The 13,309-nt window shown below is 70.5% G+C and carries 14 protein-coding genes; 7 read left to right on the top strand and 7 right to left on the bottom strand.

From position 1 onward, the window contains the following. Positions 1–92: 92 nt before the first annotated feature. Positions 93–656: an NADPH-dependent FMN reductase gene (locus tag LVO85_RS09370; protein ID WP_232747162.1), complete on the top strand. Its 564-nt coding sequence runs from the start codon at positions 93–95 to the stop codon at positions 654–656. A 15-nt stretch (positions 657–671) separates the two neighbouring features. On the opposite strand, the gene LVO85_RS09365 is transcribed toward LVO85_RS09370, so the two are convergent. From LVO85_RS09365 to LVO85_RS09355, 3 genes are all read right to left on the bottom strand, one after another. Then, on the bottom strand, positions 672–2,267 hold the full coding sequence (locus tag LVO85_RS09365; protein ID WP_232747161.1) for a GMC family oxidoreductase: 1,596 nt from the start codon (positions 2,265–2,267) through the stop codon (positions 672–674). Next, complete coding sequence (locus LVO85_RS09360) at positions 2,264–2,824, bottom strand: hypothetical protein (protein WP_232747160.1); 561 nt, start codon at positions 2,822–2,824, stop codon at positions 2,264–2,266. The genes LVO85_RS09365 and LVO85_RS09360 overlap by 4 nt, the downstream gene beginning before the upstream one ends. 117 nt (positions 2,825–2,941) lie before the next feature. Beyond that, positions 2,942–3,715 (bottom strand): IclR family transcriptional regulator, encoded by a 774-nt coding sequence (locus LVO85_RS09355; RefSeq protein WP_232747159.1) that lies wholly within the window; start codon positions 3,713–3,715, stop codon positions 2,942–2,944. A gap of 111 nt (positions 3,716–3,826) precedes the next feature. On the opposite strand from LVO85_RS09355, the gene LVO85_RS09350 reads away from it, so the two are divergent. Beyond that, positions 3,827–4,147 (top strand): putative quinol monooxygenase, encoded by a 321-nt coding sequence (locus tag LVO85_RS09350; RefSeq protein ID WP_232747158.1) that lies wholly within the window; start codon positions 3,827–3,829, stop codon positions 4,145–4,147. Here the strand turns inward: LVO85_RS09350 and LVO85_RS09345 are convergent. Continuing rightward, positions 4,134–4,475: a cupin domain-containing protein gene (locus LVO85_RS09345; protein ID WP_232747157.1), complete on the bottom strand. Its 342-nt coding sequence runs from the start codon at positions 4,473–4,475 to the stop codon at positions 4,134–4,136. The genes LVO85_RS09350 and LVO85_RS09345 overlap by 14 nt on opposite strands. Before the next feature lie 173 nt (positions 4,476–4,648). Here LVO85_RS09345 and LVO85_RS09340 point away from each other — a divergent pair, with 173 nt between their 5' ends. The 3 genes from LVO85_RS09340 to LVO85_RS09330 all read left to right on the top strand — a co-directional run bounded on the left by LVO85_RS09340 (position 4,649) and on the right by LVO85_RS09330 (position 6,186). Continuing rightward, positions 4,649–4,999: an ArsR/SmtB family transcription factor gene (locus tag LVO85_RS09340; protein WP_232747156.1), complete on the top strand. Its 351-nt coding sequence runs from the start codon at positions 4,649–4,651 to the stop codon at positions 4,997–4,999. Next, the gene (locus LVO85_RS09335; protein WP_232747155.1) at positions 4,996–5,499 is read left to right on the top strand and encodes an SRPBCC family protein; all 504 of its coding nucleotides are present in this window, start codon (positions 4,996–4,998) and stop codon (positions 5,497–5,499) included. The genes LVO85_RS09340 and LVO85_RS09335 overlap by 4 nt, the downstream gene beginning before the upstream one ends. A gap of 69 nt (positions 5,500–5,568) precedes the next feature. Beyond that, positions 5,569–6,186 carry a VOC family protein gene (locus LVO85_RS09330; RefSeq protein WP_232747154.1) on the top strand — a complete coding sequence of 206 codons (618 nt, stop codon included), beginning with the start codon at positions 5,569–5,571 and terminating at the stop codon, positions 6,184–6,186. On the opposite strand, the gene LVO85_RS09325 is transcribed toward LVO85_RS09330, so the two are convergent. From LVO85_RS09325 to LVO85_RS09315, 3 genes are all read right to left on the bottom strand, one after another. After that, entirely contained in the window at positions 6,086–9,169 is a 3,084-nt protein-coding gene (locus tag LVO85_RS09325; RefSeq protein ID WP_232747153.1) for an ExeM/NucH family extracellular endonuclease, read from the bottom strand. The genes LVO85_RS09330 and LVO85_RS09325 overlap by 101 nt on opposite strands. Before the next feature lie 1,403 nt (positions 9,170–10,572). Then, positions 10,573–11,010, bottom strand: a complete 438-nt coding sequence (locus tag LVO85_RS09320; RefSeq protein ID WP_232747152.1) for a VOC family protein — start codon at positions 11,008–11,010, stop codon at positions 10,573–10,575. Continuing rightward, on the bottom strand, positions 11,007–11,369 hold the full coding sequence (locus LVO85_RS09315) for a hypothetical protein (RefSeq protein ID WP_232747151.1): 363 nt from the start codon (positions 11,367–11,369) through the stop codon (positions 11,007–11,009). The genes LVO85_RS09320 and LVO85_RS09315 overlap by 4 nt, the downstream gene beginning before the upstream one ends. 755 nt (positions 11,370–12,124) lie before the next feature. Here LVO85_RS09315 and LVO85_RS09310 point away from each other — a divergent pair. Together LVO85_RS09310 and LVO85_RS09305 are read left to right on the top strand one after the other, a co-directional pair. After that, positions 12,125–12,664 carry a flavodoxin domain-containing protein gene (locus LVO85_RS09310; RefSeq protein ID WP_232747150.1) on the top strand — a complete coding sequence of 180 codons (540 nt, stop codon included), beginning with the start codon at positions 12,125–12,127 and terminating at the stop codon, positions 12,662–12,664. Further along, positions 12,661–13,299: a maleylpyruvate isomerase family mycothiol-dependent enzyme gene (locus LVO85_RS09305; protein ID WP_232747149.1), complete on the top strand. Its 639-nt coding sequence runs from the start codon at positions 12,661–12,663 to the stop codon at positions 13,297–13,299. Before LVO85_RS09310 ends, LVO85_RS09305 begins: the two co-directional genes overlap by 4 nt. Positions 13,300–13,309 lie beyond the last annotated feature (10 nt).

The raw sequence follows: 13,309 nt of genomic DNA, 5'->3' as shown, positions 1-13,309 counted from the left end.
ACCCGTCGCCGTTCCCTCCCTGAGCCCCGGACCACGGGCAGGAGAGAGGCCCGGGTCACAATGAGGACCCCCGGACCCTAGGAGCCCCCGCCATGAACCCACCACTGCGGATCGCCGTCGTCATCGCCTCCAGTCGTCCCGAACGGGTCGGCCCCGCCGTCGCGGAGTGGGTGTATGCCGGCACGCAGCAACGCGCCGGCGTCACCTACGACCTGGTCGACCTCGCCGAGGAGGACCTGCCCAACCTCGACGAGCCCGAGCCGGCGTCCTCGGGCAACTACACCCAGGAGCACACCCGTGCGTGGTCGGAGAAGGTCACGGGATACGACGGCTTCGTCTTCGTGACGCCGGAGTACAACCGCGGCATCCCCGGCCAGCTCAAGAACGCCCTGGACTTCCTGTACGCCGAGTGGAACGACAAGGCAGCCGGCATCGTCTGCTACGGCAGCTCGGGCGGCCTCCGCGCCGCGGAGCAGCTCAAGCTCGTCCTGGGCGAGCTGCAGGTCGCCACGGTGCGGGCCCAGGTGTCCGTCTCGATCTACGACGACATGGCGGACTTCAGCCGGATGACCCCGCGCGACTTCCAGGCACGCAACCTGCAGACCATGCTGGATCAGACCGAGCGCTGGGCGGGAGCCCTGCGGACCCTGCGCTGAGACGCCGGCGCCCGCTCAGAGGGTGCCCCTGCCCATCTCCTCGAGCAGGTGCTCTGCCTGCCGCATCGCCAGCGCCACGATCGTGAGCGTGGGGTTGGCCGCTGCGCCCGTGGTCATGACCGAGCCGTCGCTCACGTAGAGGTTGGGCACGTCGTGCGCCCGGCCCCAGCGGTCCAGCACACCGTCGGTCGGGTCGGCGCTCATCCTGCAGGTGCCGAGGTTGTGGGTCGCCGGGTAGGGCGGGGTGTGGTGCACCGCGAGCGCGTCGACGGCGCCGTAGAGCTGGTCGGCCTGGCCGTAGGCGTAGGTGCGCATCGCCACGTCGTTGGCGTGGTCGCTGAAGTGGACGTTGGGCACCGGCAGCCCGTGCTGGTCCTTGACGTCGTGGTTGAGCGTGATGCGGTTGCTCGCCTGCGGCATGTCCTCACCGACGATCCACATGCCGGCGAGGTTCTCGTAGGCGTCCAGCCACGAGGTGAACTCCCGGCCCCAGGCTCCGGGCTCGAGGAAGCTTGCCAGGAAGGCCGGGCCCAGCGACAGGGTCTCCAGGTAGAAGCCCCCGGCGAAGCCGCGCCGGGTGTCGTGCCTGGCCTCGTCGGCGATGATGCCTGCCATCGTCTCACCGCGGTACATGCGGACGGGCTTGTCGAACCTGGCGTATGCGGTGCCGGTCAGGTGGCGCATGTAGTTGCGGCCCACCTGGCCCGAGGAGTTGGCCAGTCCGTCGGGGTGCTCCGCCGAGGCGCTCATCAGGAGCAGCCGCGGCGTCTCGATCGAGTTGCCGGCGACGCACACCACGCGGGCCGCCTGCTTGTGCAGGTTGCCCTGCCCGTCGAGGTACTCCACCGCGTCGACCTTGCCGTCGGAGCCGTGGGTGATCCTGACCGCGTGGCAGTTGGGCCGCAGGTCGAGGTTGCCGGTCTCGAGGGCCCGCGGGATCTCGCGCACCAGGGTCGACCACTTCGCGCCCGACTTGTCGCCCTGGAAGTTGAAGCCGTCCTGGACGCTGGCGGGGCGGCCGTCGTAGGGCTCGGCGTTGGTGCCGTACGGCCCCGTCGCATAGTGCTTGTAGCCGATGCGCTCGGCGCCGTTGGCGAACACCTTGTAGTTGTTGTTGGCCGGCATCGGCGGGCGGCCGTGCCGGTGGGTCGAGCCCATCGCCTTCTCGGCGCGGTCGTAGTAGGGCGCGAGGTCCTCCAGGCCGATCGGCCAGTCGAGCAGGTTGGCACCGGGGATGTCGCCGTAGGTCGAGCGGGCCTTGAACTCGTGGGCCATGAACCGCGGGGTCGCACCGGACCAGTGCGTGGTCGTGCCACCGACGGCCTTGACGATCCAGGCCGGCAGGTTCGGGAAGTCACGGGTGATGCGCCAACCACCCGAGGTCGTGCGCATGTCGAGCCAGGCCATCTGGCCGAAGGCCTCCCACTCGTCGTTGACCCAGTCGTCCTGGGTCAGGTAGGGACCGGCCTCCAGCACCACGCACTTGACGCCCTTGGTGGTCAGCTCGTGGGCGACCGTCCCCCCGCCGGCTCCGGAGCCGACGACCACGACCACGGGGTCGCTGTGCTCGATCGGTGCGCCGTGGGTCTGCGTGCTGTCCGTCGCGGTCATGCGCTCTCTCCCTCGTCCGTGACGAGCTCGACCCGCGGCTCGCCGTCGTACTCCTCGATGCGTGGGTCCGGCAGCCAGTCCAGGTCGTCGAAGCCTCTGTGGAGGTAGCCCCCCTGGTCGAAGGACGCTCCCTCGTAGCCGAGCACACCCCATACCTCGTGGTCGTCGTAGAGCGCGACGACCGCGACGCTGCGCACGAAGCGGAAGAAGTAGTCGTCCGCACGGTCGCGCAGCAGCTGCTCGGCGGTGGCGTCGTCGGCCGACAGGAAGTCGCCGCCTGCGGCCAGGTCGAGACCGTCGAGGCCCAACTGGAGCGCCCGCTCGTCACCCGCCTCCGCGAGCGCCGCCTCCTGGACCGCCGTGGCCGTGCGCTCGTAGGGGCCGTCGGGCAGGGAGTCGTGCGGGTAGGCCACCTGCAGGAGCCGGGTGAGGATCCGGTGACCGCGGTCGGTGCGCTTCGCCTCCTCGGTGGGCACCGGCCCCTGGTCCGGCCCGCTGGTGTCGACCTGGAGGTCGGTGGGTTCCTTGGTGGGCTGCGGTTCACGGGTCTGGGCCATGGCTCCTCCTGCGTCGGCGACGTTGCCGGTGTGCCGCCACGGTAGGAGATCGCCCCTCCGAGGCCAACGGTCGTTCTCAGGCAGTGAGAAGTCCCGAAGCTTTTTCTGCGGCGCGCCTCACGCCACCGTGGCGCCGGTGCGGAAGTGCTGGCTCAGCCGCGAGGCCGCCTGCCGCAACTGGTCGGCCAGCCGCTCGTCGGGCGCACGCAGACGGTGTGCAGGTGCGGACACGGCGACCGACCCGAGCAGCAGCGAGCCGTCGCCGCGCACGGGTGCCGACGCGCACGCCGACCCCTCGAGGAACTCCTCGAACTCCCAGGCGACGCCCTCCAGCGCCACGGCGCGCAGGTGTGCGCACAGCTGGTCGTAGTCGGTGATGGTGTGCGGGGTCATCGCCCTCATGCCGTGCCGGCCTACATGCACGCGGCGCTGCTCGTCGTGCAGCTCGCTGAGCAGCAGCTTGCCGAAGGCGGTGGCGTGCGGGGCCTCGTGGAAGCCGAACCTGATGGGCCGCAGACGGGGGCACCGCGGCGAGTCGACGACGAGCACCACGACGAGCTCGGCGCCACGGTGGATGGCCAGGTATGCCGCGAGCCCGGTGTCCTCGTGCAGCCTCACCACCTGGTCGCGGACCCCGCGGGACAGGCCGATCTGGTGATGCAGGGACAAGCCGAGCCGGTGCAGCTTGTAGCCCAGCTCGTAGCGTCGCTTGTCCCGGATGTGCACGAGGTAGTCCTCACCGACCAGGTCGGCGGCCAGCCGGTAGACCGTCGCCAGCGGCAGGTCCAGGGCCTCCGCGATGTCCTTGGCCGACGCGCCACCCCGCTCGGCGACGACCTCGAGGATCGCCAGGGTCCGCTGCACCGGTCCGCGACGGTCGTCGTTCGGCATACCCCCATCATGCCGGGGCGCGGGTCGGACGGCACCCGCTCGCGGTTGACGGGCACCGAGCGGGCGGCACAGCATGACGGTGCCGCACGACGACCCACCGAAAGGCCCGCGATGATCCTCATCAACGTCAAGTTCGAGACCAAGCCCGAGTGGACCGACCGCTGGCTGGACCTCGTGTCCGACTTCACGGAGAAGACCCGCGCCGAGCCGGGCAACCTGTGGTTCGAGTGGTCCCGCAGCGTCGACAACCCTCGCGAGTTCGTGCTCATCGAGGCCTTCACCGACGAGGGCGCAGGACCTCACGTGCAGAGCGAGCACTTCCAGCAGGCGATGAAGGACATGCCGCAGGCGCTGGTGCGCACGCCCAAGATCGTCAGCCACAAGGTCGAGGGCGACGGCTGGGGCGAGATGGGTGAGCTCACCGTCGAGTGACCTTCGACGGTGTCGACCGCGGCACACCCCGCCGCCTCGGCGTGTCCATCGTGGCGACGGTGAGCCGCACCGCCGAGTCGTCCCGGGCAGCGAGGGAGGGCGGCACGACGAGCAGGTCACCCGTCGAGCCAGACCAGCCCTGACCGTCGGTCCTGAGCCGCACCCGTCCCTGGATGACATAGAGCCTCGCCTCACCGTGGCCCGCGGTGCCTTGGCCCTCGGCGAGGGCTACGACGGTCTGGCGCAGCGCCGGCTCAGGCCCCACCTGCGTGCTCCGGGCGCCATGCCCGCTCGAGACCGTGACGGGCGTGGCGGCTGTCGTGCGCATCGGTCTCTCCTCGAATGGTGGTCGTCCGGTCCACGGCTCACCCGGAGGGGTGGGGACCTTCCCCAGGATGCGCGAGACCTCCGGTGCATGCCTGCCGAAGCGATGCTGCGCAGGTCAGCGGGCCGCCGCGGCTCTGGGGTTGTGCCGTGGCCGCGGGTCTAACGTACAACCTTATGGTTGTAGTTCAGGAGCGGCAGGACCGGGTGGACCGCATCTTCCACGCCCTCTCCGACCCCACGCGACGCGACATCGTGGTGCGCAGCCTCGTCGGCGAGCACTCGGTGTCGGCGCTGGCCCGCGACTACCCCATGAGCTTCGCCGCCGTCCAGAAGCACGTGGCCGTGCTGGAGCGGGCCGGGCTGGTGACGAAGCAGAGACGAGGGCGCGAGCAGCTCGTGCGCGGCGACATCGACGCCGTGCGGGAGGCCGACCTCGTACTCCGGCGGCTGGAGGACCTCTGGCACAGCCGCCTCGACCGGTTCGGCGAGGTGCTCGCCGACGTCACGAGAGAAGGCACGACATGACCGTCACCGACGTCCGCAAGGACACCGAGAGCAGGACCCTCACCCTCACCGCCGACTTCGCGGCATCCGCGCAGGAGGTGTGGCGGCTGTGGGAGGACCCCCGGCTGCTGGAGCGGTGGTGGGGGCCGCCGACCTACCCCGCGACCGTGGTCGACCACGACCTTCGGCCGGGCGGAGGGGTCACCTACTACATGACCAGCCCGGAGGGTGAGCGATACCACGGCGGCTGGACCGTGGAGTCCGTCGAGCCGCCGCACCACCTGGCGTTCGAGGACTACTTCGCCGACGCCAGCGGCACCCCCGACGCCGGGATGCCGGCATCCCGCAGCTCGGTGAGCGTGCAGGAGCGCCCCGAGGGTGGCACGCGCATGGTCATCAGCAGCACCTTCGCCACCGTCGAGGACATGGAACGCCTGGTGCAGATGGGGATGGACGAGGGTCTGCGGCTGGCCGTCGGGCAGATCGACGCGATCCTGGAGGAGCAGCGGGCCGACGCCTGACACGTCGCTGTCCGTGCCGGCGAGGGTCCGACCCGCGCCGGGGCGGGGTGGCGCGGCAGGATGGGCGTCATGAGTCTGGAGCTGGTCCACATCACGGTCGACTGCGGTGACGCCGCGCGCCTGGCCACGTTCTGGGGCAAATCGCTCGACCTCGAGGTCGACCCCCGAGCCAGCGCGGAGCTCGCGACGCTCGCCGGGCGCGGCGAGGGTGCCGCCGGGTGGCTCTTCTTCCGGGTGCCCAAGGGCAAGACGGCCAAGAACCGGCTGCACCTGGACTTCCGCACCGACGACCTGGACGCCGAGACGGCCCGGCTCGTCGAGCTCGGTGCTGCCGTGGTGCACGAGAAGCGGGAGTGGGGAGCGCACTGGCGCACCCTCACCGACCCGGAAGGGCAACGAGTTCTGCGTGGTGGAGGCCTCACCGGACTGAGCCCGGTCAGGACGTCGTCGGGGTGTCACCGATGTTCTCGCCGTGGTGCTCCTGCGCCGGGGGCCACCCGGCCACGTGCTGCCGGCACCGACGAGGTCGCCGGGTGGCTCCAACCCTCGGACTGGAGCCACCCGGCGGCGCGCGCCGTGCCTTCGTTCAGCAGCCGAGCATCTCGCGGGCCCGCTCTGCCTCCTCCCGCAGGACGACGGCGTCGGCCTCGGAGACCTTCTTGCCTGTCTGCGCGCTCAGCAGGTTGAGGAACGACCCGAGGCTCTCGCACGCCGCGGCGTCCTCGTCGGCCTTGAGGTCCGCCAGGGCGGACCGCAGCTTCGCGTCTAGCGCGTTCTTCACACCTCGCTGGACGTCCATCCCCGCCAGGGTCTCGCGCAGGTCGCTGACCGCCGTCCAGGGGCTGACGAGATCCAGCCCGACGACCACGGGGTCGTGGTCGCTCGAGCGGAGCTCGTCGGGCGCGTAGAGCGGCAGGGCCGACGACTCACGCTCGAACGGGGCCTCACCGACGTCACGCACGTCGTCGTTGTAGTCGAACAGCGGCACCTCGTCGGCGTTGATGTTCCACGCCGTCGCTCCGGTCACCTGGCCGACGAGGTCGGCGTTGGCCAGCGCGATGTCCAGGTAGCCGAGCTGCCCGTCGAACACGTAGGTGTAGACGTCGTCACCGTCGAACGCGGCGAGCAGGTCGGTGTAGCCCGCAGCCTCGAGCGCACGGATGGGGTCCTCCTTGGCGTAGGCGTTGAGGTCGCCCATGACGAGGAGGTCCGGGTCACCGCTGCCGGTGGGGTCGGTGGCCAGGTAGTCCGCCAGTGCCTCGGCAGCCATGGTGCGCGTCAGGTTGCAGTTGGCCTGACCGTCACCGAGGTCGGGGTCACCGACGGCGTCACAGGGCGACCCCTTGGACTTGAGGTGGTTGACCGCGACGGTGAACCGGGCGCCCGTGGCGTTCTCCTCGAACGTCTGGATGAGCACCGGCCGGTTCCTGGTGTCGTCGAAGCGCGGGTCGTCGCTGCTGTCGAAGATCTCGTAGTCCCCGACCGGCCTGACGGAGCCCGGCTGGTAGACCAGCGCGACCTTGATCGCGTCGGTCCCGATGTAGCCGGTGTCGACGGCGTCGTAGGTGCCCGGCGCAGTGGTCTCGTTGAGCGCCTCGACGATCTGCTCCGTGGCCATGCCCTCGTCGTTCTCGATCTCGATCAGACCGGCGACGTCGGCGTCGATCTCCTCCAGGCCGGCCACGATCTTGGTGAGCTGGCGCACTCGCTCCTTCTCGGAGTCGGCGCCACGGCAGTCCAACGTCCCGGAGGGCCCACACGGACCCGAGCTGCCGGACGCCGTGGTGTCGATGGTGGCGAAGTAGTTGAGCACGTTGTAGCTCGCGACGGTCAGCCGGCCACCCACGTCCTCCGGCGACTCCGGTGCGGCGTTGGCCTCCTCGAAGGTGTAGTCCACTCCGTCGATCGGCCGGATCCGCCACGCATCGGTGCCGCTCTGCCCGGCGAACGAGTAGTGCAGCACGCCGGTGAGGTCCTCGACGTAGTCGCCGCCCCGGATGCGGTTGTCGACCGAGAGGCCGCCCAGGGGCCAGGGGTAGGGCTCGTCGGAGTCCGGGCCGGAGGTGGCGTCGTTCTGGTCGTTGTTGTCGTCGTCCAGGATGATGCGCCGGGTGCTGAGGTCGGTGAGGAACTCCTGGTATCCGGAGACGCTGGGCTCGTTCAGGTGGGTGAACTGGTAGGGCCGCTCGTCAGCGGTGAGCACCAGCTGGCCGTAGCGGGCCAGCTCGAAGTACTCGCTGACCACGAGCCTGTCCGGGAAGGTCACGACCATGCCCTCGGTGGGCTCGAAGGTGGGCTCGGCGCGGGTGGAGCCGTCAGCCGGCAGCGCGACCTCGGTCGCACTCGGCAGCGCGTTGCCGCTGGAGACGACCTGGATGTCTCCGCCGGCCGTGTTGGCGGAGACCTGCGTCATACCGAAGAACTCGTTGACCCTGCCGGTCACCCGGGCCTGGTCACCGACCTCCAGGTCGGTGCAGGTGCCACGGCAGAACACGAAGACGCCCTCGGAGGTGGCCGGGTCGGTGTCGGCGTCGGCGTCCTCCTCCTGCACGAAGAAGCCGTCGAGCACGTCCCTGGAGGTGAAGAGGCTGGTGACGATGCCGTCGACGGTCACCGTGGTGCCGACGAGCGGGCTCTCCTCGCCCGAGCCCTGGACCTCGGAGATCAGGGTGATGGTGGGCTCGTCCTGCACCGTGACCGTCACCGTGCAGGTGGAGGTCTGCGGCTCGGCCGCGTCGGTGGCGAAGGCGATGGCCACGTCGTAGGTGCCCGGCGCAGCCGCCGGGTCGACGGTCAGCTCGGCGGTGCCGGCGGCGAGGTCGACGTCCTCCAAGGTCACACCGGCGACCGGCTCGGAGGTGATGGCGATGGAGCCGATGGCGTCGTTGTCGTCCGTGGCGCTGACCGTGGCCGTGGCCCCGGCGTCGAAGGGAGCGACCAGGGTGCCGGGGCAGGACACCACCGGGGGCAGGTCGACCGGCTCCCCGTCACAGGGTGTCAGCGGCGAGCTGGAGCTGCCCGGGGCCGGTGCGCCTGCCGTGAAGTCGGCGCTGTTGTTGTCGGTGTCGGTGCACCCGCCGTCGGCCCGGATGACCGCGGTGCTGTTGGTGAGGGTCGGTGCGGCGCCGGAGCCCTCGAAGAAGTTGGCGTTGCCGTAGCCGACGAGGTCGCGGATGAGGGCCAGCTGGTCGGGGCTGCACGCCGCGCCGGAGCTGCCGTTGCAGGCCAGCCCGGCGGTGCTGTCGACCAGGGCGACCTTGCCCGACGTGGCTGCCATCGCGGCGGTGCCCGTCGCGTCCGGGGTCGGGAGCGGCTCACCCGAGCCCGCGCCCGCAGCCATCTGCACGAGGTACCGCTGACCCGGTGCCAGCGAGCCGGAGAGCAGGGCGGATGGGGCGAAGTTGCCCGAGCCGGTGGCACTCGCATACTGCACGGACCTGCCGTCCAGGCTCACCGTGGTCGTCCCGCGGTTGAAGAGCTCTACGAAGTCGTGGGTGTAGACAGCGCCGGAGTTGCCGCCGCCGCCGTAGACCTGGCTGATCACGACATCCGGCGAGACCGCGGCCGACGGCGTCGCCGTCAGCCCGCCGATCGCCGGCAACCCCGAGGCCATCAGGGCCGCGGCCGCCACGGCCACCCCCATCCGGCGCAGTCTGGACCTGAGACTCATCACTACCTCCGCGTTCCGGGCCGGTGACGGCCTGGGGGTGAACAGCCGCGTCGGACGTGACGGTGGCCTGGACGCCGAGAATAGGCCCGCCGAGACACTCCCACAACGGCACCCCCACAGCGTCCCGGTGAACACTCTGGGACCGTCCGCCCCTTGCGCCTCACGAACTCTGCACACTCAGCTCGAGAGGACGGCCGACGACCGCAGCCAGCCGCAGACCTTTCGCCCCAAGGCCTCCTGAGGCAGAGGACCCGCTTCGGCGCGCCAGGTGACCGCGATCGCGTCACCGCTGAGCGACCACGTGCCAGAGACGAGACCTCCCAGGACCACCAGGGGTGGCCTGCCGTTGTGCTCGACGCGGGCGCGGCCTCGAGCACCTCGAGGTCGTGATGCAGGAGCAGAGAAGGTATGCCGTCGGCGGCCAGCGCCTAGGCTCGCCCAGCCAGTAGTGCACCTGCTCGGGTGTCGTCGGGCCGTAGGTGTGCAAGGAGGCCTGCACACGCCTCATCCCTGCCTCGTCGAGGTCCGGCAGGCCCGACCGGCGCAAGTTCACTTTCACCGATGGCCCTCTCACGCTGCTGAAGCCGCAGACGGGGCCAGTCCGACGTGGTGAGCTCGTCGTGCTGCTGCCAGCTGGGCAGCTCCCACATCCGGCTGGCGGCGCGCATGACGAGGTAGTCACCACCGCGCTCGGGGGTCAGCAGGTGCATGGCGCCACGGAAGGCGCAGGTCTTGATGACCCCGCCAGCTCGCGAGCGACGTCGCCGGCCTGTGACCGTTGCTGGCTGCAGTGCACCGCGAGCTCACCGGCCGGCTCCGGGAAGGCCGCCGGGACGGCACCCAACCGACCTACGACGCGGGACGGGCACCACGACGCCCGGGAGCCCCGCACCTGCAAATTCTGGGGACTCACCAGCCCCTACGGGACTAGTGCCGCGGGTGCGGATCGCAGAACGGCGTCCCTGGAATTTCATCGACCACCGTTGTCATCTCGGCATGCAGGAGTGCGGCGGTGCTGCCCGACAGTGTGGGCATCACCGTGCCCGGACTCCCGAACTCAGGGGGTAGCTCACCCCGGGCCCAGGCGCCCCAGGACTGACCGAAGCGCTCACAGGACCCGTGCTTCGCGTCCGGGACTGCGGTGGCGGCGGGACCGGCCAAAGACAGCGGGACCAGCAGCGCGGCGATGGCGGCGACACGTCGGATACGCATGGCGTTCTCCTCTTCTCTGTGCTTCCCCGTGTCTCGACACTACTCCGCACATGCCGTATGCGAAAGGTTCCGAGCGATTCTTCGAAAGGTCTCCGGTGAATAGGAAGCGACATTTCGACGACTGGAGACTCCATCCAAAACATCTGTGCCACAGCAGATCAGGCTCGCATCAAACCTGTGAGGCTCTTGCGTCATCCCAACTGCTGGGCCAGCATGACGATGATGCCCTCCGGGCCCCGCACATAGCAGAGCCGGTAACTGTCCTGATAGGTCTCCACCCTCCCGAGAAGCTTGGTGCCCCGTGCTTCCAGCCGGGAGACGGCGCCATCGATGTCGTCCACCGCAAAGGCGAGACGGCGGATCCCCAGTGTGTTCGGCGGCGCGTGCCGGTCGCCGGCGTGGGCCTGCGGCGCGTGGAACTTCATCAGCTCGAGCCGTCCGTGGCCGTCCGAGGTCTCCAGCATGACGACCTGCGTCCGGACGCCCTCGAGCCCCACCACACCGTCCACCCAGTCGCCCTCCACCACCCCTTCTCCCTGGACCACGAGCCCGAGCTCGACGAAGAAGGACGTCACAGCGTCGATGTCGTCAACGACGATGCCGACGTTCTCCAGGCGATGGACCGTCATGCCTCGGCGCCGGTGACCGGCCGGTAGCTGTCTTCCCACTCCTGCTCACCGTGGCCGACCAGCACCCAGCCGTCGCCCGTGATCTCACGGCGTGGCGCGTCGAGCGCGTCGTCCATCCCGGGAGCCCACTCGTTGCGCGGCAGCATGGTGCGCCCCAGCGGCAGGTGCCCCCAGCTGTACGGCGCGGAGAAGGGGTGGCTCTCGTACCGCACCTCGTCACCGAGCATGCCGACGCAGTGCCACTGCTGCATCGCCCCGGACAGCAGACCCAGGGTGCTGACCCCCCCTCGGCGGGTCCCGGCGTCCTCGAGCTCGACCCTCAGTGTGGCCTCCGGCCCCGACCCCTGTGCGGTGCTCACCCCTCGAGCATGGGCCCTCCCACATCCCCGTGTCCAGAGACCACAGCACGACCGCCCCTGCGCAGCCGGCCTTCCTGCTAGCGTGAGAAACGGCGGGGGAGGCCACGGCTCACGCCGGATTGCGGAGCGGGGGTGGCAGGTGGAGGCACAGCTCGACCGTCGACGACCGGCCCGCGTGGCCTGGGTGCTCTGGTCGGCCCTCACCTGGCCCCTCTTCGTCGGTGTCACGGTCCTGACGCTGTCGTTGTGGGGGGTGGATCCGGACGACACCGAGACCACGTCGGTGGGCGATCTCAGCTTCTTCGCGCTCGGCGCGATGACCGGTGCGGGCTTCGTTGCCCCTCACCGTGTGCGGGTTGCTGGGCGGCCGGGTGGAGCCGTTGGCCGGGGGTGCGGTGCTGGCCGCAGCGGCGTCCGTGCTCTGGGCCCTGCATCCGCAGCCGCCAGGGCTCCTGCCCCCGCGCAGCACGTGGAGCCTCGCGGAGGCGGGACTGACCCTGCTCGTCACGGCGGTGGGGTTCGGCTCCGCAGCCGTGCTGCTCAGCGCCGCCCGGGCCGGCGGCCCGTCCTGCTTCCTGGCGCCGGGCTCGGCGCAGTCACCGTCGGGGCCTCGTCCTCGCTCCTCCCCGGCGCCCCTGGGTCCCTCGGCCTCCTCGGCGGGACCGCCACCAGGACCTGGGGAGTCCTGTTCGTCGCCGTGGGAGAACGCGGACGACATCACACCCGTCACCCCACACACGGAAGAGGGAGAACCCATGAGAGTCCTCGTGGCCTACGCCACCCGGCACGGTGCGACTGCCGGGATCGCCGAACACATCGCCGCCACCCTGGCCGACCGCGGCCTGACGGCAGAGGCCAGGTCCGTCGAGGAGGTCGGGCGCCTCGAGGAGTACGACGCGGTCGTCCTCGGCGGAGCGGCATACATGTTCCACTGGCTCACACCCGCCGTGCGCTTCGCCAAGAAGCACCGGGCCGAGCTGTCCTCCCGGCCGGTCTGGCTGTTCAGCAGCGGACCGCTCGGCACCGACCGCGTCGACCCCGAGGGCAACGACGTCCTCGTGGCGACTCGGCCCAAGGAGCTCGAGGAGCTCACCGAGCTGCTGAAGCCACGCGGTGAGCAGGTCTTCTTCGGCGCCTACGACCCCGAGGCACCACCGATCGGCATCGGCGAACGGCTGACCCGCCATATGCCCGCAGCACGCGAGAGCTTCCCGAGCGGCGACTTCCGGGACTGGGAGGCCATCAGGCTGTGGGCCGAGCAGATCGCTGCCGAGCTCGACACCTCGTCGCCGTGACCGGACGCGACCGCACTGCCGTGTGGGAGGCCGTGCACGACGAGCGACGCCTGCTGGTGGGTGACCTGGAGGGCCTCACGGGTGAGCAGTGGTCCACCGGGTCGCTGTGCCCAGGCTGGTCGGTCCACGATGCCCTCGCGCACCTGGTGGACTCGGCGACGACGACCCGAGTGGGCTTCGTGCGTCAGATGGTCTCCGCGCGTTTCGACTTCGACAGGGCCAACGACCAGGGAGTGAGACGACACCGGGCCAGCGACCCGCAGCAGACCCTGGCAGCGTTCCGGGCCGTGACACGACGCACGGACACACCACCGGCCTCACCGGCCACCCGGCTGGTTGAGGCCTACGTCCACGGTGAGGACATCCGCCGCCCCCTGGGGATCGCCGCGACCTACCCCTCCGAGCACGTCATGACCGCCCTGTCCTACCTGGCGCGCACAGGTGCCGGCATCGGGGGTGGCAGGGAACGGGTCCACGGTCTGCGGCTGTGCCCCTCGGACGTCGACCAGCACATCGGCGAGGGCCCGGCGGTGCGCGGCAGCGCCATCGCGTTGCTGCTGGCGACCTCCGGGCGGCCGTGCGGCGTCGGCGAACTCACGGGACCCGGCGCCGAGGTCCTTGCGGCACGCAGCTGAGGGCTCGTCC

It is taken from the genome of Ornithinimicrobium sediminis (genome assembly GCF_021272345.1).
GTDB lineage: Bacteria > Actinomycetota > Actinomycetes > Actinomycetales > Dermatophilaceae > Ornithinicoccus > Ornithinicoccus sediminis_B.
This window is presented reverse-complemented; position numbering and strand designations above follow the sequence as displayed.